18 protein-coding genes are annotated in these 23,151 nt (G+C 42.7%); 6 read left to right on the forward strand and 12 right to left on the reverse strand.

The genetic code is table 11. The features are described from left to right. Nucleotides 1–15 precede the first annotated feature (15 nt). The 4 genes from I6E61_RS04675 to I6E61_RS04690 all read right to left on the reverse strand — a co-directional run bounded on the left by I6E61_RS04675 (nt 16) and on the right by I6E61_RS04690 (nt 6,197). A complete protein-coding gene (locus tag I6E61_RS04675; protein ID WP_197130571.1) occupies nt 16–1,179 on the reverse strand; it encodes a hypothetical protein in 1,164 nt (387 codons plus the stop codon). A 302-nt stretch (nt 1,180–1,481) separates the two neighbouring features. Continuing rightward, nucleotides 1,482–3,191, reverse strand: coding sequence for an alpha/beta hydrolase-fold protein (locus I6E61_RS04680; RefSeq protein WP_197130573.1), 1,710 nt, complete (start codon nt 3,189–3,191; stop codon nt 1,482–1,484). Between the two features lie 216 nt (nt 3,192–3,407). Continuing rightward, nucleotides 3,408–4,682, reverse strand: a complete 1,275-nt coding sequence (locus tag I6E61_RS04685; RefSeq protein ID WP_197130576.1) for a saccharopine dehydrogenase family protein — start codon at nt 4,680–4,682, stop codon at nt 3,408–3,410. 258 nt (nt 4,683–4,940) lie between these two features. Further along, nucleotides 4,941–6,197 carry a carboxynorspermidine decarboxylase gene (locus I6E61_RS04690; protein WP_197130579.1) on the reverse strand — a complete coding sequence of 419 codons (1,257 nt, stop codon included), beginning with the start codon at nt 6,195–6,197 and terminating at the stop codon, nt 4,941–4,943. Nucleotides 6,198–6,283: 86 nt separating this feature from the next. Here I6E61_RS04690 and I6E61_RS04695 point away from each other — a divergent pair, with 86 nt between their 5' ends. After that, a complete protein-coding gene (locus I6E61_RS04695) occupies nt 6,284–6,949 on the forward strand; it encodes a DUF924 family protein (protein WP_197130582.1) in 666 nt (221 codons plus the stop codon). Nucleotides 6,950–7,120: 171 nt separating this feature from the next. On the opposite strand, the gene I6E61_RS04700 is transcribed toward I6E61_RS04695, so the two are convergent. Both I6E61_RS04700 and lpxB read right to left on the reverse strand, forming a co-directional pair. After that, nucleotides 7,121–7,999 carry a ribonuclease HII gene (locus I6E61_RS04700; protein WP_197130585.1) on the reverse strand — a complete coding sequence of 293 codons (879 nt, stop codon included), beginning with the start codon at nt 7,997–7,999 and terminating at the stop codon, nt 7,121–7,123. A 66-nt stretch (nt 8,000–8,065) separates the two neighbouring features. Further along, entirely contained in the window at nt 8,066–9,355 is a 1,290-nt protein-coding gene (gene lpxB / locus I6E61_RS04705; RefSeq protein WP_227685673.1) for a lipid-A-disaccharide synthase, read from the reverse strand. A 434-nt stretch (nt 9,356–9,789) separates the two neighbouring features. On the opposite strand from lpxB, the gene I6E61_RS04710 reads away from it, so the two are divergent. Further along, nucleotides 9,790–10,872, forward strand: a complete 1,083-nt coding sequence (locus I6E61_RS04710; RefSeq protein ID WP_197130588.1) for a 3-deoxy-7-phosphoheptulonate synthase — start codon at nt 9,790–9,792, stop codon at nt 10,870–10,872. Nucleotides 10,873–10,986: 114 nt separating this feature from the next. Here I6E61_RS04710 and pepN read toward each other — a convergent pair whose 3' ends face one another. Then, nucleotides 10,987–13,629 (reverse strand): aminopeptidase N, encoded by a 2,643-nt coding sequence (gene pepN / locus I6E61_RS04715; RefSeq protein WP_197130591.1) that lies wholly within the window; start codon nt 13,627–13,629, stop codon nt 10,987–10,989. A gap of 260 nt (nt 13,630–13,889) precedes the next feature. On the opposite strand from pepN, the gene I6E61_RS04720 reads away from it, so the two are divergent. The 3 genes from I6E61_RS04720 (at nt 13,890) to I6E61_RS04730 (ending at nt 16,108) form a co-directional block, all read left to right on the forward strand. Continuing rightward, on the forward strand, nt 13,890–14,513 hold the full coding sequence (locus I6E61_RS04720) for a DUF6231 family protein (protein ID WP_197130594.1): 624 nt from the start codon (nt 13,890–13,892) through the stop codon (nt 14,511–14,513). A 150-nt stretch (nt 14,514–14,663) separates the two neighbouring features. Beyond that, entirely contained in the window at nt 14,664–15,182 is a 519-nt protein-coding gene (gene pal / locus I6E61_RS04725) for a peptidoglycan-associated lipoprotein Pal (RefSeq protein ID WP_197130597.1), read from the forward strand. Nucleotides 15,183–15,310: 128 nt separating this feature from the next. Further along, a complete protein-coding gene (locus I6E61_RS04730; protein ID WP_197130600.1) occupies nt 15,311–16,108 on the forward strand; it encodes a 4'-phosphopantetheinyl transferase superfamily protein in 798 nt (265 codons plus the stop codon). A gap of 146 nt (nt 16,109–16,254) precedes the next feature. On the opposite strand, the gene I6E61_RS04735 is transcribed toward I6E61_RS04730, so the two are convergent. After that, nucleotides 16,255–17,124 (reverse strand): hypothetical protein, encoded by an 870-nt coding sequence (locus tag I6E61_RS04735; protein ID WP_197130603.1) that lies wholly within the window; start codon nt 17,122–17,124, stop codon nt 16,255–16,257. A gap of 620 nt (nt 17,125–17,744) precedes the next feature. Between I6E61_RS04735 and I6E61_RS04740 the strand changes: the two genes are divergently transcribed. Then, on the forward strand, nt 17,745–18,503 hold the full coding sequence (locus tag I6E61_RS04740; protein ID WP_197130606.1) for an IclR family transcriptional regulator: 759 nt from the start codon (nt 17,745–17,747) through the stop codon (nt 18,501–18,503). A 137-nt stretch (nt 18,504–18,640) separates the two neighbouring features. Here the strand turns inward: I6E61_RS04740 and mmsB are convergent, their stop codons facing one another. The 4 genes from mmsB to I6E61_RS04760 form a co-directional block, all read right to left on the reverse strand. Continuing rightward, on the reverse strand, nt 18,641–19,585 hold the full coding sequence (gene mmsB, locus I6E61_RS04745; RefSeq protein WP_197130609.1) for a 3-hydroxyisobutyrate dehydrogenase: 945 nt from the start codon (nt 19,583–19,585) through the stop codon (nt 18,641–18,643). Nucleotides 19,586–19,711: 126 nt separating this feature from the next. Continuing rightward, a complete protein-coding gene (locus I6E61_RS04750) occupies nt 19,712–20,974 on the reverse strand; it encodes an enoyl-CoA hydratase/isomerase family protein (protein WP_227685674.1) in 1,263 nt (420 codons plus the stop codon). Between the two features lie 60 nt (nt 20,975–21,034). Next, complete coding sequence (locus I6E61_RS04755) at nt 21,035–21,817, reverse strand: enoyl-CoA hydratase (protein ID WP_197130612.1); 783 nt, start codon at nt 21,815–21,817, stop codon at nt 21,035–21,037. Nucleotides 21,818–21,910: 93 nt separating this feature from the next. Further along, nucleotides 21,911–23,071 (reverse strand): acyl-CoA dehydrogenase family protein, encoded by a 1,161-nt coding sequence (locus I6E61_RS04760; protein ID WP_197130614.1) that lies wholly within the window; start codon nt 23,069–23,071, stop codon nt 21,911–21,913. Nucleotides 23,072–23,151 lie beyond the last annotated feature (80 nt).

Below are 23,151 nucleotides of genomic sequence, written 5' to 3' on the forward strand. Positions count from 1 at the left end.
AAATTAATAGATTCGTTACTCATCTTTAAATGCACCTCTAAAATCAACCATATGCTCAGGAAACAATACTCCCACTCTGCCTGTTTTATAGTTAAAACCCAGTTGCCCTTTCTCCATTATCATTTCAATTTCTTCTTTCACTTCTGGCTTCAGCTTATTCACAATATATTGAATAAATTTGTTTACTACATCCCTATCTGTGTGTATGCGGTCAAATTTGACAGACTTCATTGACACTCCAATTGATTTATCCCAAAAATCTTCATACTGAAGGAAAAGTGGGATATTTTTATCAAAGTATACATCGCCGATTGAAAGCTTGTTTACTTCAACATTACCATGAAGTAAATCGTTTCTCTCATTCATTAAAGTGTGAAAATTCTTACATTCATCTGAAGAGTAATCTACAGCAGATTCAAACCCTATACAGTTGATGTGTAAAGACTGAATTCTTATATCGATAGGTTGTCGAATAGCGCTTTGAAAAAGTCGCTCATTCATTTTTATATCAGGCCGACATAGAATAAATATAACTAGATTCACAAAGGACTCCGCTAATACAGGAAGCATCGAACGCAAGCCAAAAGTTAGACCCATAGCATAGCTGTACTTATCACTAATAGCAGAGAACTTGTCACCAAACGAATTCCATTCTGACAAAGTAGTAGCCTGAGGAACTTTGTCTACTTCGGGATTTATAGATAGACTTTCTAACTTTAAGAAGTGTTGATCTACAGCTGATTCAATTCTTTTATATGGATTAACAAATTGTGTCCATTTTTCTAATTTTTTTCTTAACTCTGATATCTTTTTTCCTTGGCTACCAATATCTGATTTTATTTGAGAAATAAAGTCATCTATAGTAAGACCTTTATCTTTGAAATTCCCTCGTAACAAAACCTCACTACGAAAATTTTGCCCTTGGATCATAGTTATTCCAAGTTCACCTACTAGTGCCCACTCCCAGTGTATTAAATTGTTGGAATCATCTGATCTAAAAAAATTTTGCAATCCATTTGGAGGACCATACTTTGCATATAAGTAACAATAGAGATCTATTGGCTTAATCTCATTAGTAAACTCCCATATTTCACTTTCATTAGGCAGTTTATCTCCTTGCAATATCTTTATTAAACATGAAGGATTAATAGCTTGCTGATTTAAAAAATAATTTTCCATTAGAGCTTCTCTTTTTCACATGATTAATATTTAAGAAATTACCAAATATGACTTTCAGCTCTTATATTAGAAGTATTGAAAAAGTATAATTTATTTTTAGGCTTGTAAGAGTCGTAATTCAGCTAGGGCGCTGATAAAATAGATATCAATATAAGTTGTTTCGCTTGTTTTTAAATATGCGAAATTAAAACCTATTCGAATACATTTAAACCACAATAGATAGTAGCAAGAACAAGATATCACCGCTAGCCCTGATAGTAGCGGCTATCCTGCCATAACCGCTAGTTTAAATAAAAGAGATATTACTTCTTTTCCTTAGACGGAAAAAGCGATATTAAACCATCCCCTATTATCCCTCGCCAAGAAAAGTAATCATGCCCTGCACCATATTCTTCATAGCGAGTGTCATACCCTTTTGCCAATAGCACATTACGCAGATGACGATTGGTTCCCAATATACCGTTGCTACTACTATTACCACGAGCCGTTTCAAACACGCCAGCACTCAAAAAGAAACGAACGGGTGCTTTATCCATTTTTATGACTTCAGATGCCACAAAGTGCTTATCATCTGCCGTCTGATCTTCTGGCTTCCACCAAAAAGAACCAGACATAGAAATAACATTGCCAAATATATCGGGATGACGTAGCGCAATAGTCGTGGCAGCCAATCCGCCATAACTCGACCCTGCAATAATTGTTCTATCTTTTGGTATCGCTATTGGCAGTCGTTTATTAATTTTTGGCACCAACTCATTAGCCAATACATCTGCAAATACAGGGTTGGCAGGTAACTCACGCGCACGAGCATCACCATCAGGATTACTGATAAACACCGCCGTCACAGGTGGAATCTCTCCTGCTGCAATTAAATTATCTAATATCGTTGGCAATCCAACCGTATCGATATATGACTCGGCATCAAAGATATACAACAACACCGCATCGCCTCTATTGTGCTGGCTATCATCAATAGCAGGAGAATAGATAGTAATATCGCGGGTATTGTCTAATCTGCTACTGGTAAATTTAAAAGTAGTAAGCTTACCTTTGAGAGTTTCTTTTTGCACATCTAGCCAAGTATTTTTTGGTGCATCTTTTAACGTAATGGTAGATTTGGTTGTGTACTTATCAATTGCTGAATCAGGCCATGGATGGTGATTATAAGGATCGGCCTGAGCTACAGCTTTTATGGCAATTCTACGGGCACGTCCAGACAATGGTGGTTGAGGCACATTGGGCGCTATTTGATAAGACAGATGGGTATTTTTTGGCACAATAAAGCTTTTGTACCATGTATCAGAGTCCGCCAATCGTTGCAATGCATCATGATTATTGGACGGGCCACCCATTAGCTTGATATTACGATAGTCACCTCGCGCCAAAAACGTCATCAAGGTGCCAGAAGGCGTCTCTTCGATCAGCGGCGTACCTAATGCTTCTACATCTGCCCAAAAACTATCAGTACTCTCACCCTTTTGCAGTGATTCACGTAATGCAGAAACTTTTGGGCTAAGTAACGTATCAGAAATTTCTAAATGACTTTTTAAAGAGCCTTCTAAATCCTGTTCCGCCAAACTAACACGTTGTTCGAGCACTATCTGATAAGTACCTGCACCCGACAGTCGCCATATCTCTGCGCAGTTTTCGGCCACTGAATAGAATTTTTGCTTGCCAGTTTTATGGTCAATCAAACGGCGCGATAATTTTCCTGTGGCATCGATGATATCCATCGTCATCGTATTATCACCGCTCTCAACATATCCGGTCAGATAGTCACCCTTGTCACAAGGTACGTTGATTTCTAATGACTTAAATTGTGACTGCGGCTGAGTGTGTGGCTGTGGCTTGATATTATTCTCGCTGTTGGAATGACTTAGCTCACCCTTCAGAGGACTTCCCACTTTTAACACCGCTGTCTCCAAACCAAATGCCGAAAATGATGTCGAATATAACAAACAAGTAAATCCTGCTATCGCCCATTTATTAGAGAGAAATCGTATGTATGTCATCCATTGCTCCTTATTCTATTCACTGGCAAATACCTAACCTCCGCCGTTACAAGATGTCTAGGGCATGTCCTAGCAAATGATACAAAGGTGAAATACTACCTTACTTTCCTTATTAATAATATTAAAAATCATTCTCATTTAAGTATTGCAGAAACAAAAAAGCCCCTCTGACTCAATAATGAGTCAGAGGGGCTTTCGGATACAGATTACAACTAACTAGATATCAAACTCAAGCGCTCTATCACCATTCTCGTCTTTGATACGCGTTGGTAGACCAATCTTATTTAATAGATTAATAAGTGGCTTAGCATCAAGCTCTTCGACGTTGACCATCTTGCCTGCGTCCCATTCACCGGTAGCAACAAGCATAGCGGCCGCGACAGGTGGCACACCCGCAGTATAAGAAATACCTTGGCTGCCCATGGCTTCAAAGGCTTCTTTGTGATCAGATACATTGTAGATAAATACTTCGCTATCCACGCCATCTATCTTGCCTTTAACCTTGTCACCGATACAAGTCTTGCCAGTATATTCTGCTGCTAAAGAACTTGGATCTGGTAGTACGGCTTTCACCACTTTTAGCGGGATGACTTCTTGCCCTTCAGCCGTCATAACAGGCTGCTCAGACAACAAACCTAAGCTTTGAAGCACAGTAAAGACATTGATATAGTGCTCACCAAAACCCATCCAAAAGCGAATATTTGGCACATCTAAGTTGGCTGATAACGAGTGAATCTCATCATGTCCGCTTAGGTAGCTGTTTTGCATACCAACCACAGGCAAATCATCCGTACGCTTCACTTCAAACATTTTGTTTGACTGCCACTTACGATCTTGCCAAGAATAAACCGTACCCGTAAATTCACGGAAATTAATCTCAGGATCAAAGTTAGTAGCGAAATATTTGCCATGGCTACCAGCATTGATATCGATAATATCGATGTCTGTGACCGAGCCTGCATCCATCATGTCATAGCCAAGACGCGCATAAGCGTTGACCATACCAGGATCGAATCCTGCACCTAAGATAGCGGTGATTTTATTGTCCGCACAGCGCTGCTTACGCTTCCACTCATAGTTGTTATACCATGGCGGCGTCTCACAGATCTTACGAGGATCTTCGTGAATAGCCGTATCAATATAAGCAACTTCCGTTTCGATACAAGCTTCTAGTACACTCATATTCAAAAAAGGTGAGCCAACGTTGATGACGATTTGGATGCCTGTGTCTTTTATAAGCTGTATCAGCGCAGGGATATCCATGGCATCGATTTGGTGCGTATGCAAAGTCGCTGGCTGCTTGAAGCTGCCTTTCTCTTGCACACTTTGGGCGATGGCATCACACTTATCTTTGGTACGTGAGGCAATATGAATATTACCGAGCACGTCATTATGCATGGCACATTTATGCGCAACTACTTGAGCGACACCGCCTGCTCCAATGATAAGTACGTCTTTTTTGTTGGTTGTAGCTTGTTGGTTTGTGTTCAATGAACAATCCTCCTTTGTGTCCCTGTCGATACCATTGATAGCGGCTATGCAAAACAGAAACGAGTGAATGATATGCGTGAATTAAAAAGGAAGACCGAGGAAAACCCACGCACCCGTCGGGCAAATGCCATTTTTTACCAATGGATATTTGCCCGAGGCGATTATAACAATTTTTTAATCTCTTTTTGGCAAAAATTCATGAATAAACATCAATCTTATTAACAATGTAAATATTATGCTAATACTAAATTCTGAATATTAAGACAAACTTGCCTTATAATCCTGATAATCAAACTCACGCTGCACATCAATCGATCCATCAAGACGACGAATCACAATCGCTGGCATGTTGACGCCATTGAACCAGTTTTTCTTCACCATGGTATAACCTGCAGCATTACCAAAGGTAATCTGATCGCCTATCTGCAAGTTACTCGGCAAGTCGTACTCACCAAAAATATCCCCTGCCAAACACGAACGACCATAAATGAGCGTACTGTCTATCTCACTTTCGAGAATAGGTTCTGACGTCTCAATCACTGAATGACCGATAGGAGCGATATCCATTGCTGTATTGTTGATAGCGGCAATAGGTGCTGACTCGCGGTAAATCAGTAGATCAAGCATGTGCGCCTCGATAGACGAATCAACCACGGCAAGATGCTTTTCATTGTGCATGGTGTCTAATACGGTCGTGACTAGCGAGCCAGCGCCATGGATACTCGCTTCACCCGGTTCAAGATAGACTTGCACGCCATACTGTTCGCTAAACCCTTTTAACCTTTCAGCGAACTTTTCTAGCGGATAATCAGGCGCAATAAAATGAATACCACCGCCTAAGCTTACCCATTCTAATTGCGCAAGGATATCGCCAAATCTATTTTCAATATCTGCCAGACTTTCACTAAATGCTTCAAAGCTATCATTTTCACAATTGTTATGAATCATAACGCCAGTAATGTCACCAAGTACCGCGGTGATTTTATCTTTATCGTGCTCGCCTAGACGACTAAAAGGACGGGCAGGATCAGCGATAATAAATGACGAGTTACTGGTTTTTGGGTTTAAACGCAGGCCGACAGGAATGTCTTGCGCACGTGCCTGCTCGCTAAAAGCATTGAGCTGCGAGATTGAGTTAAAGATGATTTTATCAGCATATTTTAATACCTCAGGCATTTCATCTGCACTATAGGCCACACTATAAGCATGGGTCTCTTTTTTGCCTGGGCTATTAGCATCGTCATTATTGCCGAAGGTCTCATACCCAAGTCTGACTTCATTCAGTGACGATGAGGTAGTGCCATGCAAATACGGCTGCATAATATCAAACACGCCCCATGTGGCAAAGCATTTCAGTGCTAATAATGCCTTTGCACCGGACAGCTCGCATAACCGTGCAATGATTTGCATATTGGCAACGATGGCAGCTTCATCGAGTAAATAGTACGGCGTTGGCACGTTGATAGACTGGCTGGTAGATTTGGTAAAAGATGGATTGGTAGACGATGTATTCATGATGGTGCACCCGATAGCATTTGATAACAGTAGCGAATAATATTTTTCGCTATAGTAGACTAAATTTATCATGATTAGAATAGCTTATGGCACTTTCAACCGACTACTCCACCTCGTCCAGTCAAGCCAACTCGGCCCAATTGGATCCAAAAAATATTGATTTGACCCATCTAGATCCTAATGCGAGGGCCGTATTGGACTTTTGGTTTGATACAAACAATGAGCAATATTGGTTTGCACAAAATGATAATTTTGATAGACAAATAAAAAATAAATTTGGCGATATCTGGCAAGCAGCCAAACAGGGTGAATGTGCGACTTGGCGACTTTCAGAATCATCATTAGACAGCAACAGCTCAATCACTGCTCTGGCGGGACGCTTGGCAGAAATTATCGTATTGGATCAGTTTTCACGTAACTTATGCCGCGGGCAAGTCGGTGCTTTTTCTCAGGATGGTATGGCAGTCGCTTTAGCACAAGAAGCCAGTCAGCAACCGTATTTTGATACACTGCCAATGGAGTGGCGCAAGTTCATTATAATGCCATTTATGCACTCTGAATCGGCAGTTATTCACGAGCGTTATCTGCCATTGTTTGAACAATTGGATGATGCTTATACTTTAGACTTTGAACATCGCCATAAAAATATCATTGAGCAGTTTGGCCGCTACCCTCATCGCAATAATATGTTGGATCGTGAGTCAACTTACGAGGAAGAAGTCTTCTTACAGCAGCCTAATTCATCGTTCTAAGTATTTTTGACCACTTAAACTTTATAGTGGTTAAGTTATAAAAGCAAAAGCCACCTGCCTATAAATAAGTAGGTGGCTTTTCATATTTCAATGACAGTGTATTTTATGCTTAGGCTATTTTATAAGGGCAGTTTGCCAGCCAAATCTACTGCCCTTTTAGATACGCCTCCATTAGCTTTCTAGCGCCTTCCTGACAGGTGCAAAGCTACGCCTATGCTCAGATAATACGCCATAGCTTTCAATCGCTTCCATATGTGCACGCGTTGGATAGCCTTTGTGCTTGGCAATTCCGTATGCTGGGTGCTGTGTATCAAGCGCATACATGGCTTCATCGCGGCTTACTTTTGCCAAGATACTGCCTGCGGCAATACTAGTATGACGAGCGTCACCCTTTACCCATGCTTGGCAATCGATATTAGCCTGTTCGACCCCGCACTTAGTAAGCTTACCAAAGTCCAACTCTGGACAACGATTGCCATCGAACAGCACCTCAACTTGTAACGGTTTAACAGCATCTGCCTCGACTTCATGAGTCATGCCAAAATGCTGAGCAACCATTTCTATCAACGTTTCGGTACATAGGCGCATCCCTAACATGGTCGCTTGCAATATATTGACCTGATCAATCACTGCTGCAGGTATGTCAGCGATGACATAGCCAATTGCATATTGTTTCACCAACGGATAAAGAATGTCGCGTTTTTTTTCACTCAACTGCTTGGAGTCTGTCAATATAGACAGCGGTGTATCTGTAAGTGGCTGCTCCTCAATCAGTCCTGACCAAGCGGCAGGTAATATCGCAGCGGCAACATTGACGCTCCCGAGCAACGGCCCACGCCCTGCTTCATCGATGCCAATTTGTAGCATTGGCTGTGTTAAATCTTGCTGTCTATCTACTGAATATTGAGTGAGAAACTCAGAGACATTGAGTCGTCCAGTCAAATGAATGGGGGCTGCCAATTGGATATATTGGCCTTTAACATCAATGCTCTCAATACTCACTTCGATTGGTGTCACTGAGCTGTCGTCGGTACTGTGCTGTTTACTCATAGCGATGCTGTGTCTTTTTATCAAAATAGTGAAAATGTAGTGTGCGTCAATCTGCGATATTGTGCATTAGGCTTTGTGGTCTTTTTGAATAAACCATTGCTCAATCACGCTATTGGCTGGGTCATGGTTGCTTTGCTGCTCTAATGACCGTTTGGTAGCGACGAGGTCTTTTAACTGCTCAGCATAGGCCCGCGGTTGCAGTAATCGCATGAGCGTACGGCAAATATTATCGCCACTTGCCTGCTCTTGTATAAGCTCAGGGACGATAGCAGTACCCGCCAAGATATTAGGCAGCGCCACATATGGCACTTTTACCAAGCGTTTGGCTATCTGATAGGTGAGCTTGTTTAATTGATAAACCACGACCATCGGCCGCTCTAGTAGCATTGCCTCTAGCGTTGCCGTACCAGACGCTAGCATAACGATGTCTGATGCGGCCATGGCCTGCTGACTAAACGTTGGCTGGCTGTCGTCATATACCACGACTATTGCGGCGCGCAGCTGCTCTGAGCGTTGATCAATCACATCTTGCACGATATATTGATGATTCTGATCTACTGTTGGAATGATAAAACACAGCTTTGGATCTAATAGTATGAGCCTTTGAATACCGTCTAGCATCAACGGTAAAATAGCCGTTATCTCTCCGCGTCTAGAGCCTGGCATCACACAAATAAGTTGGCTGACGTCATCAAATCGCTCAATAAAGAACTGCTGCAAACCATCGTTGTGCCAAACCAATTCGCTACGGCGCTGATTAATCGGTGTCTCTAGTAATGTCTGATCAATAGTGCGTAAGAGCGGATGACCGACACATATCGCTGGGTGATTATGGCGCTCATAAACAGGTAGCTCAAAAGGAAATAAGCACAGCACTAGATTAGTCGCGGCTTTAATATTATGAATCCGTGACTCACGCCATGCCCAAATAGACGGACTGACATACTGCACACAAAACACGCCTTTTGGCTTTAGCTTTTTAGAGACTCTGAGATTGAAATCAGGGGCGTCAATACCGATGAACCAATCGATATTAGCGGATTTGAATGCGCTCAACAGCTCACGGCGGGCTTTAAGCAAATCAGGCAGTTGGCCCATCACTTCCACCAATCCCATCACGGCCAAACGAGACAAAGGAAAAATACTTTGTAACCCCTGCGCCTCCATCATGCTACCTCCCACACCTACCCAAACAATATCATCACGCAAGTTGTTCATTTGTTGCATAAAATCTGCACCCAAACTGTCACCTGATACTTCACCTGCGACGATACCTATCACTAATGGCGTCGATTTTAACTCAGGTGTCTGCTCTGTGAGTTCAGTATATTTATCAGGTGTAGAAAAATCTGTCATGACAAGCTCTCGATATTAAAAAACACAATGTTATAAAGAATAAAAAATAATTATTATGAAATAATACTTGGGAAATCTACACTAAAATACGGTGATTAATGAGTATTCTCAGCACGCACTATTTTAGCGTCCTATCGTTTATGTTGTCATCATACGTGACGATGATCTAAATAGCTAAGTTAGCTGATAAAAGTGGCGTGATATACCTATGAAAAATGACTCAAAATTTCGGTAAATTTTTTATTATGGATAAGAATATTAAGCAGAAATCTTACGTCTATTACACTCAACACAAGACTGATAATAAACAAGTATAACTAAGTTTTGTTTTTATCATTCCAGTTATGAGTCAATAAACTCGCCGACTACCCTTGTCAACAGCCCGTTTTGTCCGCATAATGATTATTCCTATAAATTAGCTAGACGATATAATCATGACGACACCAGCTACCCATAATGCAGATATTGATGACGTGAACATTGAACAATTCATCCCCCTAATCACTCCAAACGAGCTCAAAACTGAGCTGCCTTTGTCAGAGAAAGCGTATGATACGGTTTTGAAAGGCCGTAATACTATCCAAGATATCTTGGATGGCAAAGACAAACGCTTGTTTGTGGTCATCGGCCCTTGCTCTATCCATGATATCAAAGCCGCTCACGAATATGCCGATCGCTTAGCCATATTGGCAAAAGAAATCGAAGACAGCGTTTTCGTTGTGATGCGTGTCTATTTTGAAAAGCCGCGTACCACTGTCGGCTGGAAAGGTATGATTAATGACCCTGATATGAACGACAGCTTCGATATTGAAAAGGGTCTACGTATGGCCCGTAAACTGCTGATTGATCTGAACGAAAAAGGCTTGCCTTGTGCGACTGAAGCATTGGATCCAAATACGCCGCAGTACATGCAGGATTTGATTAGCTGGTCAGCGATTGGCGCACGTACCACTGAGAGTCAAACTCACCGCGAGATGAGCTCTGGTCTATCATGCCCAGTTGGCTTCAAGAATGGTACTGATGGCGGCATGACAGTCGCAGTCAACGCTATGCAAGCGGTAAAAGCGGGTCATAGCTTCTTAGGTCTATCATCAGATGGCAAAGTCTCTATCATCAAATCTAAAGGCAACCCTTACGCGCACGTAGTATTGCGTGGCGGTAATGGCAAACCTAACTATGATCAAACAGCTGTCTCTGAAGTTGAAGATGCACTGGCTGCAGGCAAAACTAGTAGCAAGATTATGATTGACTCAAGTCATGCCAACTCAGGTAAAGACCCGTATCTACAACCTATGGTCATCAAAAACGTCGCTGAACAAATCCAGAACGGCAACAAATCTATCATCGGCATGATGATTGAGAGTCACCTAAAAGGCGGCAATCAAAAACTGACTGCTGATTTGAGCCAGCTTGAATATGGCAAATCTATCACTGATGGTTGTTTAGATTGGGACAGTACTGTCGTTGCGCTACACAACTTACGTGACATGGTAAAAGACGTACTACCTAACCGCTAATCATCATCGGCTTATAGTTAATGACGATTGAGCCAAGCATAAAAAATCCCGTCCAACATTATTATGTCGGACGGGATTTTTTATGCTTTCAATTCAGTCATAAGGTCATTTAACCTACTCGCTTGCTGCACCTAACACACTATTTAAACTCTCAAGCACATGCTTAGATGAAACTTGCTGCTGCAACTCAAGCAACTGATCATGTGCCATCTGGCGATGCGATTCAGTCAATGTATTCCAACGTGCCAACACTTGCAACAAACGCGAGGCCAAAACAGGGTTGGCATCATCCAGCTTTTTGATTACACCTGTATAGAGACTCAACCCTTCTGCTGTCCACAGCGCTGTTGGCTGTGACGTAAAGGCACTGATGACCGAGCGTACGCGATTGGGCGTATTCCAATCAAAATCAGTATGATCAATCAACGACTCGATAGTATCAGCCGTGACCGTATCAGCGGACGCTTGCACACTGAACCATAAATCGATAACCAAATCATTGCTGTTAAAGCGCTCATAAAAATCAGCTAAATAAGCATCAGCACTTGCCACTTGATGATTGACCATCACTTTTAGCGCACCGAAACGCTCTGTCATACAGCTGGCATTGTCATACTGCTGCTGTGCCCATACTGCTGCATCTTCAATTTTGGCCGTTAATGCCATGTCTAACACCACATTACGTAACGCACGAGTACCACGTGCCTCAGGGCTATCTTCATAAGACTGCATCGGTAGCTGTTTATAAAGCACTGCCCACTGATCTTTTAAGGTATCTGCTACCAATTGATACAAGCCTTCACGTTGCGCTTTCACCAATGCTGGATCGTAATCTTTGTGAATCGCAGACGCCAACTCTTGTGCTGATGGAATATCGAGCAAACGTGCTGCCAACATCGCATCTTCAGCTGCCAATTCAGGCAATGTCTGAGCCAGTGCGCTTAGATAGACGTCAGGACTGCTCTTCGAACCTTGACCTTGTAGCAGGATACGATTGACGAGCATTTGCGTCACTTGCCAGCGATTAAAACCATTGGTTTCATGCTTGAGCAAAAACGCCAAGTCTTCATCTTGATAATCATAATTAAGCTGTACTGGCGCACTGAAATCACGCAGTAGTGACACGACTGGCTCACTAGACACATTTTCAAAGGTAAATGACTGTGTTGCTTGATCGAGCAATAACATACGTTCGGCGATGATGTCACCAGAGTCTTGATCAAACAGCGCCGTCGCTACCGGAATAGGCAATGGTTTTGGTGCATCAAAGCCACTGACGTGACGGGTTTGCTGACTTAAAGTAATGGTTAATGTCTGCGCAGCACTATCATAGCTCTGATGGCCAGAGACTACTGGCGTGCCAGGCTGACGATACCAATCTATGAAGTTTTCAATCTTGCTATCAGTGATACTCAGCGCAGATAAGAAGTCTTCAACGGTCACAGCTTGCCCATCATAACGGCGGAAGTACTCATCAGTGCCCTTGCGGAAGTCATCAGGCCCTAACGTATTCGCAATCATACGGACAATTTCAGCGCCTTTTTCATAGACGGTTGTCGTATAAAAGTTATTGATCTCAACGAAACTCTCAGGACGTACAGGATGTGCTAGCGGCCCTGCATCTTCTGCAAACTGATGCGCGCGCAATGTCGCGACATCGTCGATACGCTGTACAGCACGCGACTGCTGATCAGCTGAGAATGATTGATCACGGTAGACAGTAAAGCCTTCTTTTAGACACAGCTGGAACCAGTCACGACAGGTAATGCGATTGCCTGTCCAGTTATGAAAATACTCATGGGCAATGATGGCTTTCACACTGAAGCTACGTGAGTCAGTCGTTGTCTCTGGGCTAGACAATACGCAGGCCGTATTAAAAATATTTAGACCTTTGTTTTCCATCGCGCCCATATTAAATTGGCTGACAGCAACGATCATATAACGGTCTAAATCGTATGGTCGGCCATAATTGACCTCATCCCACTTCATGGCATCTTTTAGCGCTTGCATACCGACATCGCATTTATCGATATCGGCAGATTTGGCATACACCTCAAGCTTGACGTCTCGACCTTCGCTCGTCGTATAAGAGTCTGTCAGTACGTCTAAATCGGCGACAACACAGGCAAACAGATAGCTTGGCTTATTAGTCGGATCATGCCAGATTGCATAATGGCGGTCTGGCGCATCGGCCAACTCACCAGACTCAACCAAATTACCATTGGCCAACAGCGTTGGGTAGCGTTTATCTGCCTCCAGACGCGTGGTAAATATCGCTAGCACATCAGGACGGTCTGGATAAAAGGTAATCTTGCGGAAGCCTTCAGGCTCACATTGGGTGACAAACATGGTATCGTCACCACTACCTGCCATATATAAGCCTTCAAGTGCAGTATTGGTCTGCGGGCAGATGCGAACTTGGATCTCTAAAACGACCTCATCAGGTGCATTCGATATTGTCAGTTTTTCAGCATCTTGCTGATAATGCTCAGCAGTCAGTGTCTCGCCATTCATACTAATGGTAAGCAGCTCTAACGCTTCACCAAATAATACGATATCTCCTGCGGCTTGACGTACCATTTTTAGCGTACTGTCTACCTGCGCAAACTCTTCAAACAACTTAACATTTAAATCAACCGTTTCGACATCAAAGCTTGGTTTTCTATAGTCCTTCAGGTTGATTTTACTCGGTGCTTGCGGTGGCACATCTGGCATATCAGCATTGATGATCTGAGCTTCAGTTTCAGCAGTAGACATATAAATTCCTATTATTTTTTATGATATAAATAGACAAATGGTATTGGTACAAGAGCTTGCTAGACTTATAAGTAAATTGACCTGAACGGCCAAATTTCAAGTGCAGGTCTAAAGATTATAGCATTCAGAAGAAGTACAGATGTATATGTGATACTTCAAGCTAGGTTAAGACAACTTGTGTTAATCAATCATTGGATAATGATGCTTAAAATGATTTAATAGATTCACTACTGATCACTATTCAATTAACGGCCTATTATATGACAAAGCATGCCTTCCGTCGTTCAGACATTACTTTACCATTACTTATAGATTACGTTGATGCCCTACTACCATCGTTAATGACGCAAGATGACACACCGGAAATGATTGAACAAGTCAACGACATCGCTGAGTTATTATGGGTAGTACAAGACAAAAATGCACGCATAGCATTAAAGACAGAGCTAAAAGAATATCTCAGCAATAAAGACAGCTATGATGAAACAGTACAAGCTGAAGCGCTACAGATAGTAACGTTATCAGAGCTTACGCAGCAGCAACTGCCTGAACGGTATGAGCTCGCCTGTTTTTGGTTACCTACATTATCATCCGAGCTACTACAGCAATATATTCCACTACTGATGCGCTATCGTGATCTGTATGCTGCGCATCTACTCATCGCACTTGAGAGCAGCATAAGCTTGCAAGCTTATGGCTTTACACCATTTGATATTTTGAATGAGCAGTCTTTAGAGATTAGCTTAACTGATCAAAAAAACTCGTGCGTATCAACAGCCGCTACTCTCTGGCAGTTTAATTTATATGACTATAAACAGCTACCGAATTGGCTCAATGCTGACTACTGGGCCAACCCTGAAAACTGGGGCAAGCATCGTTGGTAGTAAGCCTCATATCTATATGTAAATTCTAGAATTATTTACAGTAAAACTAATTACATAAAGTAACATTTAGTATATTATAGATAGCAATTGCCCAAGTATTATCCTAAGCAGTTTACAAAAACAATTTAATTAAAATTTTAGGAGCTCAGCATGTCAACTAACTTTTCTAAGATCGCCGTTCTAACCGTATTAGCAAGCGCAATCGCCATTACTACAGGTTGTGCTACCAAAAGTTCAAACTCTGAAGTCGTGGTTGCCCCACTAGGCATCCCAGGTGGTCAAGCTGGATATAATGGTTCTGTTTCTATGAACAACTCTAGCGTAGTTATGGCTGGTGCTGAAAACATACAAGCCGTTGTATATTTCGGCTATGATAGCAGCGAAATCACAGCACAATCAGCCAGTGTTTTGAATCAACATGCAAGCCTACTTAGCTCAAATCCATCAGCGGGTGTTGTTATCGCTGGTCACACTGATGAGCGCGGTAGCCGTGAATACAATATCGCATTGGGTGAGCGCCGTGCTCAAGCAGCGCGTAACTATCTTGCAGCCCAAGGTGTGTCTACAAATAATATCCGTGTCATCAGCTATGGCGAAGAACGCGCTGCTGCTGCTGGTAACACTGAAGCTGATTATGCACAAAACCGTCGTGCTGAGCTGTCTTACTAAGAGTCGCAAAGCCAATCAGAATCAAATAAGCTTAAATTGATTTATAAAAGCCCAGTGATATTGATATTGCTGGGCTTTTTACGTGTTATTAAGCCAATAAAGACAACTCATACCAATCGATATAACTAATGATGCCAACATTACATCTGACGCAGATTCAATTTACTCAGCTGCAGCCCATGATCTGGTGTGCCACTGCACAGGTGAGTGAATATCCACGCCTTACATATCGAGATTTGTGGGGACAATCACCGAGGCGACCAATTGATGACGCTTCGTACTCGTATACTGATGAATGCTACAAATGTAATTGGCAATACCACCTATCATCAGATGACTTATCAACGCGTGATATTGCTCGTGCCCAACGCCAGCGACAGCGTCAAGGCGTGCGTCTGTTGTTACAGCAATTACTAAATAAACTAGCGCTCAGCGATACATTAAATGAATCCGACTTCCCGTATCGCCTTATCAAAGGTGGGCACTACGTATGCTTCAGTCATACAGGCGGCAAAAGTAAAAGCAAGCTCAATAAAAATGATAATCAAGTAATCAATACATTATTAAGTAGTACCGTCGCCGTGGTGATTAGCCTCCATCGCCCTATAGGTATAGATGTCGAGCTCAATAATGTTGCGTGGCATGTAGCACAGCGATTTTATTCAGATAATGAGATTGCGATCTTGCACTCATTACCCACAACTCAACGTGACACAATCGCTAAATTACTATGGCAAATAAAAGAAAGCTTCATTAAGATTCATCAATACAAACTGGCTCAAGGTCTAGGAATAGATTACTCCTCTCTTATTGATGATTTAATAGATGCCAGTAGAGAGCCATCGGCTTTAACTATTATCACTGATCATAAATCACCTTATCAAATTGCCATTTTATCTATGCAACAGACGGTCGTTGTTTTTTAGATAAGAAAAATATATATTGCTTTGAACAGTGCTTATTGTTCTAAACAACGACTGTTACTTTATTTTAAACAAAAAAACGACCCTAAAAAGGGTCGTTTTTTTGCGCTTACTTTTCTTCTAATGACAGTCTTTAGACTGCGATTAGATTAGAAACGGTAAGTTGCACCAACTTTAACAATTGGCATCCACTCTAACCAATCTTTATCTTCAAGCTCGTCTTCAGCAGCTTCAGCAGCAGCTATAGCGGTAGCGCTAGTACCTGAAGCAGTTACAGTAGCGTCTGTTTTACCCATGTACGCAGCACCTAACTCTCCAAATACACCGAAGTTGTTAGTGATGTTAGGACGGAAGCCGATAGTAGCGTATGGTGCTAGCTTGTTGCGATGCTCGATAGTACCTTCTAAAGTACCAACGTCAGCTGAGCTATAAGTCACGTTATCAATTTTATATGAACCATCTTCAGCGTTTGCACGTACATCGATATCGTTATCAGGAACGATGATACCAGCACCAACTGTGAACCAATTACTAGCAGGACGTAACTGTACACCTAGGTACGGGTTGCTGAAATCTGAATCTACTTCGTAGTTTACGTCGTCAGCATCAAAATCACCGCCGAATAGGTCAGCTGCATCACCACCTGCCCAACCAGCTTGTAATTCAGTTTTCTCGTTTAGTGAGTAACCAACGCTAGCACCATAACCCAAAGTACCAGCTTCAGCACTTACAGATGCTGGATTAATGGCTGTTTGGAACAAGGTTTTAGTACCACCAAAAATAGCGCCAGTAGTATTACGGACAGCACCCGTAGTTTTACCAACGATACCAGTGTTAGTATTAGTAGGTTCTGCTTCATAGGCGACAGCAACTGGCTCAGCTTCATAAGCAACAGCAACTGGTTCAGCTTCATATACCATTGCATCAGCGTCGTCAACAACGATAACTGGTTCTGCAGCGAATGCAGCAGTTGATGCCATGACAGCAGCAGAGATAGCCGTTAGTTTAATAAATTTCATCAATATTCTCCTAAAGAATGGGATAACTCGCCCGTAAAAAAATGATAATTCAGATTTTGATATCAATCATTTTTGTTGAGGAGATTAAAACAATTTTGGCCTCAAAAGTCATCCCTATAGATGCGCTTTTTATTTGCCATTATGTAAAGATTGCATAGATATTGTAATAATTACTACACCAATCCGTAAAACTTCGAGTTTCTGTTACACAACACTCTTACAGCTACTGAATAGCGTAAACATTGATATTGTGCAGCTTAATATTTATGTAAGGATATTACAAAATATGTCATTATGCTGAACGATTTTTCTATTAAACTCAGTGGCTGTTATATATTTTATTACTACGGCTTGTTGTACTTTGTGAGTTGGTGTAGCCACTGTTGCTTTAAATAGGTTTTTAGACACATGCGTTAATCGTTCAAATGTTTCTATATAGTATGGGTAAACCGTATAGTATGAGTAGATAGCATACCTAAGACTTGTCTAAGCTCAATATTATGCTAAATTAGAAGCAGTTAAGAGTATGTCACTAGTCTGCTTATTCACGACCACCTATCTGATTGATTAAAACATCGTGATATTTCCTACTGTATTATTTTTATTATTGAGCCATCCATATGCCTAAAGTATCGTCGATTACCCGTGTGTTAGAGATTATCGAAGCAGTATCTTATGCTTCTAAGCCTCTATCCCCACTTGAGCTGTCACAGGAATTAGACATTCCTAAGCCAACCATGCATAGATTGATTCAGAATTTGGTTGATGAAGGTTTTGTGACCGTCGATATTGGTGGTGGCATCATTCCTGGCAAACGAGTACGTAACTTAAGTGTTGAGCTGTGGCAGCAGCGCCAGTTCTTTAATGAACGACAAATGGTTTTGCATAAATTAGTAGAAGAGGTAAAAGAAACGTGCGGGATTGCGATACCCTATTATATGGACATGCTCTATACCAACCGTGCACAGACCGCTCTACCGCTACAGATTTATCTACCTGTAGGTGCTAAGTCACCAATGTGGTGTACCGCTACCGGTAAGCTGTATTTGAGTCAGTTATCTGCCACCAGTCGCAACAAGATACTGCAAAGTCTGCCACTAGATAAATTCACCAAAAACACTATCACCGATATCGATGCGTTAAATAAAGAACTGGATCGTATTGCTGAGACTGGTGTTGGTATCGACAATGAAGAGTTTATCTCTGAAATGGTAGCCGTATCCGTACCGATACTTGATAAAAAGTCGCGCTATCTGGCCTCGCTATATATTCATGCGCCAACCGTACGCCTATCGTTAGACGAGCTACTAACACACGTGCCACGATTACAAGCAGCAGCACAAGATATCCAATCGCTAGTATATGAGCTACAAAGCTAAAGCAGCGACCGTTAAATGACTATCATTAAATGGCTATAATCGGATAACTATAAAAAGGCCTGCGCTAATATCTTAGTGCAGGCCTTTTTATAGGATTAAACACATCTTTCTAATGTCTCAATTACTTTCTCTTGGTGCTAATAGAGTACCGAACTGTCATGACGCGCCATGATACTAGAAAAATCTCTATCACCATTTTCGACTGTATGCGCTTCGTATAACTCTGCAGCCTTAGCACCCATCGGTGTATCAACGTTTGTGTTCTGAGCAGTTTGCAAAGCCAGATTAAGGTCTTTTTGCATCAGCTTAGTCATAAAGCCACCTTGGTAACCGTTGCTCGATGGTACGTTGTCCATGACTTGCGGGTAAGGATTGTACACTTCTAAGGTCCAGTTACGACCTGAGCTTTGTAGCATAATATCTGATAGCACCTTGGGGTCTAAGCCATTTTTAACTCCTAGATTAATCGCCTCTGCTGTCCCAGCCATAAGAATACCTAACAGCATATTATTACAGATTTTTGCGACCTGTCCGGCACCATGCTCGCCAGCATGAAAGATGTTTTTGCCCATGACCGCTAGTATTGGCTCCGCTTTTGCAAACGCATCAGTACTGCCACCCACGATGAAAGTCAAACTGCCTGCAATAGCGCCGCCCGTACCGCCAGAGACTGGCGCATCTAAGAAATCTATACCCAGCTTGCTTGCTGCCTCTGCCAAGGTCCTTGCATCAGCCGCCGCGATAGTACTGCTGTCAATCACCAATGTGCCCTGTGGTAACTCTGCCAGTAGACCGTTGGTGCCATTTTCACCCAAATAGACAGAGTGAACGTGCTTGCCAGCAGGCAGCATACTGATAACGACTTGTGCATTGCTTGCAGCAGCTTTAGGACTGTCTGCCACCCTAGCACCTGCTTGCTGTAAGCGCTGGGTCGCATCCTCAGACAAATCATAGACAGACAATGCATAACCTGCTTTTAACAAGTTCTCTGCCATTGGCGCGCCCATATTACCAAGTCCGATAAAAGCAATGTTTGGCTTCGCACTGCCACTATCAGCAGTATTTACATCCTGTGTATTCATCTCATCATTCCTTGATGGTTATATAGTCAGCATGGCGCACGCTTGTGTTTTGTGTACGTCATGCCATTATGTCATTCAGTGTGGTATGTCTAGTTCGAATAGCACTCAAATGGGTAGTTTAAATTGTTAGCGCACAAACTTATTGCCTGCTGCTTCATTACCCAACCAAGCATCCAAAGGGTGCTCACCTGTCGCATAAGGGTTCACAAAATGCTGTTGGATATATGCCTGCCCCTCTGCATTGAGACAATCAGCTAATGAACGCGACCACTGCGGATTTCTATCTTTATCAATCAATAGCGCGCGCACCCCTTCTTTAAAGTCAGGATTGGCCGCACAATGTACAGCGACGTTGGTTTCTAGATATAAAACTTGCTCTAGCGACAGGTCAGCAACTTTATGATAAAGCGCATAGGTCAAAGCGACGGTAACGGGACAACCATGTCGATAAGTGGCGACTGCTCGCTGCGCCCAACTGTCTGCTGCAAATTCTGCATGTAACGTTGCTAATGACTCATCACTCTGCAATATGGCATCGATATCGCCTAAGCCTCCACTATTCATCAACTGCTGAATAGGTTGCCAATATTTTGCTAGATTGCTGGCAGGCAACTCAGCAACTGATTGCGTGGCGAGTACGCGGCTAACGATACTATGCGCACTATTGTTATCGCATTTGTCCATACTATTAACGGCTGGTTGCCAATCACTCTGTTTTAAACTTTGTATGACGGCATCATAATCATTACTAGCGACGGCATACTCTGCTAGATTGGCCAATAGCGCATCATTACCATTGCACATTGCACCCGTTAACCCTAAGAACAAACCTGTTTTGGCAGGCATGTTTTGCAAAAACCAACTGCCAGAGGCATCAGGGAATAGTCCAATAGTCACTTCTGGCATCGCAAAGCGAGTACGTTCAGTGACCAGACGATGGCTACAACCTGCCATCAATCCCATACCTCCGCCCATGATGATACCGTCACCCCAAAGGATTAATGGCTTGGCATAAAAATGCATCTGCCGATAAAGGCTGTACTCGTGACTGAAAAATTCTGTTGCATAAGGATTCGGTAACGGCGCACTAGTCGACATACTGTCATACAGCTTACGAATATCACCACCCGCACAAAAAGCCTTATCACCTGCGCCTCTTAATACAAGCGCTACTATTTGGGCATCGTTTGCCCATACATCTAGCTGCTGTGCTAATAGTTTGCACATATCAACACTCAGCGCATTGAGAGATTTGGGTGTATTGAGTGTCATGACGCCAATCAGATGACCACAATCTGTCGGTTCAGTATTAAACAATACTGACGCTTCTTGCTCCATGTTTTCTGTGACTTTTTGATTATTATCCGTTGCTGTTATAGCTGCTGTCATAAAAGGTACCTGCAAAAATTAAAATGAGTAAAACGACTGTTAGGACATCTTACCTACAGCCTATTTATTTTGCCAATTCGGTTTGCGCTTCTCTAAAAATGCTTGCACGCCTTCACGCTGATCGTTGGTATCGAACAACTTAACAAATGCTTCGCGCTCATGGATAAGGTTTTGTGCAGGCGGGGTATTTCTGGCGGCTTGTATAAGCACTTTAGAATAACTGACGGCAACAGGAGACTGTTTAGCAACTTTTTGCGCTAATGCTTGTGCCACTCTTAACCCTTCTCCTTTGGCAGCAACTTCTTCAACGAGGCCAATACGTAACGCTGTCTCTGCATCAACGCGCTCACCGCATAAAATCATGCGCTTCGCCCAACCCTCTCCTACTAACATAGCTAGATTCTGTGTACCACCCGCACATGGCAACAATCCCACACCAGTCTCTGGCAATGCCATCTGTGCGTGCGCTTCTGCGATACGAATGTCACAAGCAAGCGCACACTCAAGTCCGCCGCCCATCGCATAGCCGTTGATGACGGCAATACTGACACCGCGATACGCTGATAGCGCCTCAAACGCTTCGCCGAAAGCAATTGCCATGCTGATGGCTCGACCTTTATCACCATCTGAAAAATTGTTTAAATCCGCACCAGCTGAAAAGAACTTCTCGCCATCCCCATGAATAATTAAGGCATAAACATCATCGTTGGCATTCAAGTCAGTCACTAGCTGTTTGAGTGCAGGCAGACTGTCCATCGTCCACGTATGGGCTGGTGGGTTATTCAATGTCACGGTAGCAGTATGACCATCAATCGATAACTTAAGATTGGTATAATCCGTCATAAATAATCCTTTATTTTATCTGAATTTGGTATGTTTGATCGGTTAGCCGTTAGGGCGTGTCTTCAATTAGATTGAGAAAATACCCTAATACAATTAACGTAATTGATCCAACGCATCGTCCTGTAATAGCTGACGCGAGACAATCACTCGCATAATCTCATTGGTACCTTCCAAAATCTGATGCACACGCAAATCTCGTACATGGCGCTCAAGTGGATACTCATTTAGATAGCCATAACCACCGTGTAGCTGTAGAGCCTCATTGGCGACATCGAAGCACAGGTCAGTGGATAAACGCTTGGCCATTGCGCAGTAGGTAGACGCTTGAACATCATTGTTATCGACTTTGCTCGCTGCTAGATAAAGCATTTGTCGCGCGCTAATGGTTTGGGTCAGCATATCAGCAAGTTTGAACTGTACCGATTGTAAATTAGCAATCTGGCTGCCGAATTGGCTACGCTCTTGCACATAATTGGTCGCTGTCTCTAATGCGGACTGCGCCGTACCAACCGCACAAATACCAATATTGATACGACCACCATCTAAACCTTTCATCGCAATACGAAAGCCTTGACCCTCATCACCTATCAAATTTCCTACTGGAACTTTCACATCTTTAAAGCTAATCGTGCGTGTTGGCTGCGCTTTCCAGCCCATTTTATGCTCGTTTTTGCCATATTCGATACCAGCACTATTCGCATCTACCACAAAAGCCGAAACGCCCTTTGCGCCTGCGCCGCCTGTACGTGCCATGACGACTAACACATCGGTAGACCCTGCGCCTGAAATGAATGTTTTTTCTCCCGTTAGTACATAATGCTCGCCTTGCTTATCCGCTTTGGTACGCAGAGAAGCTGCATCAGAGCCAGCATTGGGTTCCGTTAAGCAATAACTCCCCAACCACTCTCCACTCACCATATTGGGTAAATATTTCTGACACAAAGCATCGCTACCATATTCACCGATCATCCAAGCAGTCATGTTATGAATACTCATATAGGCCGCAACGGCAGTATCACCCCATGCAAGCTCTTCAAATACCATGGCAGAGTCCAAGCGTGGTAATCCCAAACCATCATATTCTGGATTGGTATACAATCCTAAAAATCCGAGCTCGCCTGATTTTTTGATGACATCGACTGGGAAATACGAGGTGCGATCCCATTCTGCTGCATGTGGTTTTAGCTCTTTTTGGGCAAACTGCCGAGCGGTTTGGCGGAAGGCAATTTGGTCGTCGGTCAATGAAAAATCCATGAGGTCATCCTTGTGCTTGCATAGCAAATATGGTGTAGAGAGTTTTATAAATCGTCAGTCTAATATTGTTCATAAAGCGT

The sequence above is a fragment of the Psychrobacter sp. NZS113 genome, assembly GCF_015864825.1.
Lineage (GTDB): Bacteria > Pseudomonadota > Gammaproteobacteria > Pseudomonadales > Moraxellaceae > Psychrobacter.

Excerpts from the sequence above, each read along its gene's own strand:
- I6E61_RS04675 (WP_197130571.1), bottom strand. The coding sequence starts at position 1,179 with ATGGAAAATTATTTTTTAAATCAGCAAGCTATTAATCCTTCATGTTTA.
- I6E61_RS04760 (WP_197130614.1), bottom strand. The coding sequence starts at position 23,071 with ATGGATTTTTCATTGACCGACGACCAAATTGCCTTCCGCCAAACCGCT.
- I6E61_RS04750 (WP_227685674.1), bottom strand. The coding sequence starts at position 20,974 with ATGACAGCAGCTATAACAGCAACGGATAATAATCAAAAAGTCACAGAA.
- mmsB (WP_197130609.1), bottom strand. The coding sequence starts at position 19,585 with ATGAATACACAGGATGTAAATACTGCTGATAGTGGCAGTGCGAAGCCA.
- I6E61_RS04740 (WP_197130606.1), top strand. The coding sequence starts at position 17,745 with ATGCCTAAAGTATCGTCGATTACCCGTGTGTTAGAGATTATCGAAGCA.
- I6E61_RS04700 (WP_197130585.1), bottom strand. The coding sequence starts at position 7,999 with ATGAGTAAACAGCACAGTACCGACGACAGCTCAGTGACACCAATCGAA.
- I6E61_RS04730 (WP_197130600.1), top strand. The coding sequence starts at position 15,311 with ATGATGCCAACATTACATCTGACGCAGATTCAATTTACTCAGCTGCAG.
- I6E61_RS04720 (WP_197130594.1), top strand. The coding sequence starts at position 13,890 with ATGACAAAGCATGCCTTCCGTCGTTCAGACATTACTTTACCATTACTT.
- I6E61_RS04690 (WP_197130579.1), bottom strand. The coding sequence starts at position 6,197 with ATGAATACATCGTCTACCAATCCATCTTTTACCAAATCTACCAGCCAG.
- pal (WP_197130597.1), top strand. The coding sequence starts at position 14,664 with ATGTCAACTAACTTTTCTAAGATCGCCGTTCTAACCGTATTAGCAAGC.
- I6E61_RS04710 (WP_197130588.1), top strand. The coding sequence starts at position 9,790 with ATGACGACACCAGCTACCCATAATGCAGATATTGATGACGTGAACATT.
- lpxB (WP_227685673.1), bottom strand. The coding sequence starts at position 9,355 with ATGACAGATTTTTCTACACCTGATAAATATACTGAACTCACAGAGCAG.
- pepN (WP_197130591.1), bottom strand. The coding sequence starts at position 13,629 with ATGTCTACTGCTGAAACTGAAGCTCAGATCATCAATGCTGATATGCCA.
- I6E61_RS04755 (WP_197130612.1), bottom strand. The coding sequence starts at position 21,817 with ATGACGGATTATACCAATCTTAAGTTATCGATTGATGGTCATACTGCT.
- I6E61_RS04680 (WP_197130573.1), bottom strand. The coding sequence starts at position 3,191 with ATGACATACATACGATTTCTCTCTAATAAATGGGCGATAGCAGGATTT.
- I6E61_RS04735 (WP_197130603.1), bottom strand. The coding sequence starts at position 17,124 with ATGAAATTTATTAAACTAACGGCTATCTCTGCTGCTGTCATGGCATCA.
- I6E61_RS04695 (WP_197130582.1), top strand. The coding sequence starts at position 6,284 with ATGGCACTTTCAACCGACTACTCCACCTCGTCCAGTCAAGCCAACTCG.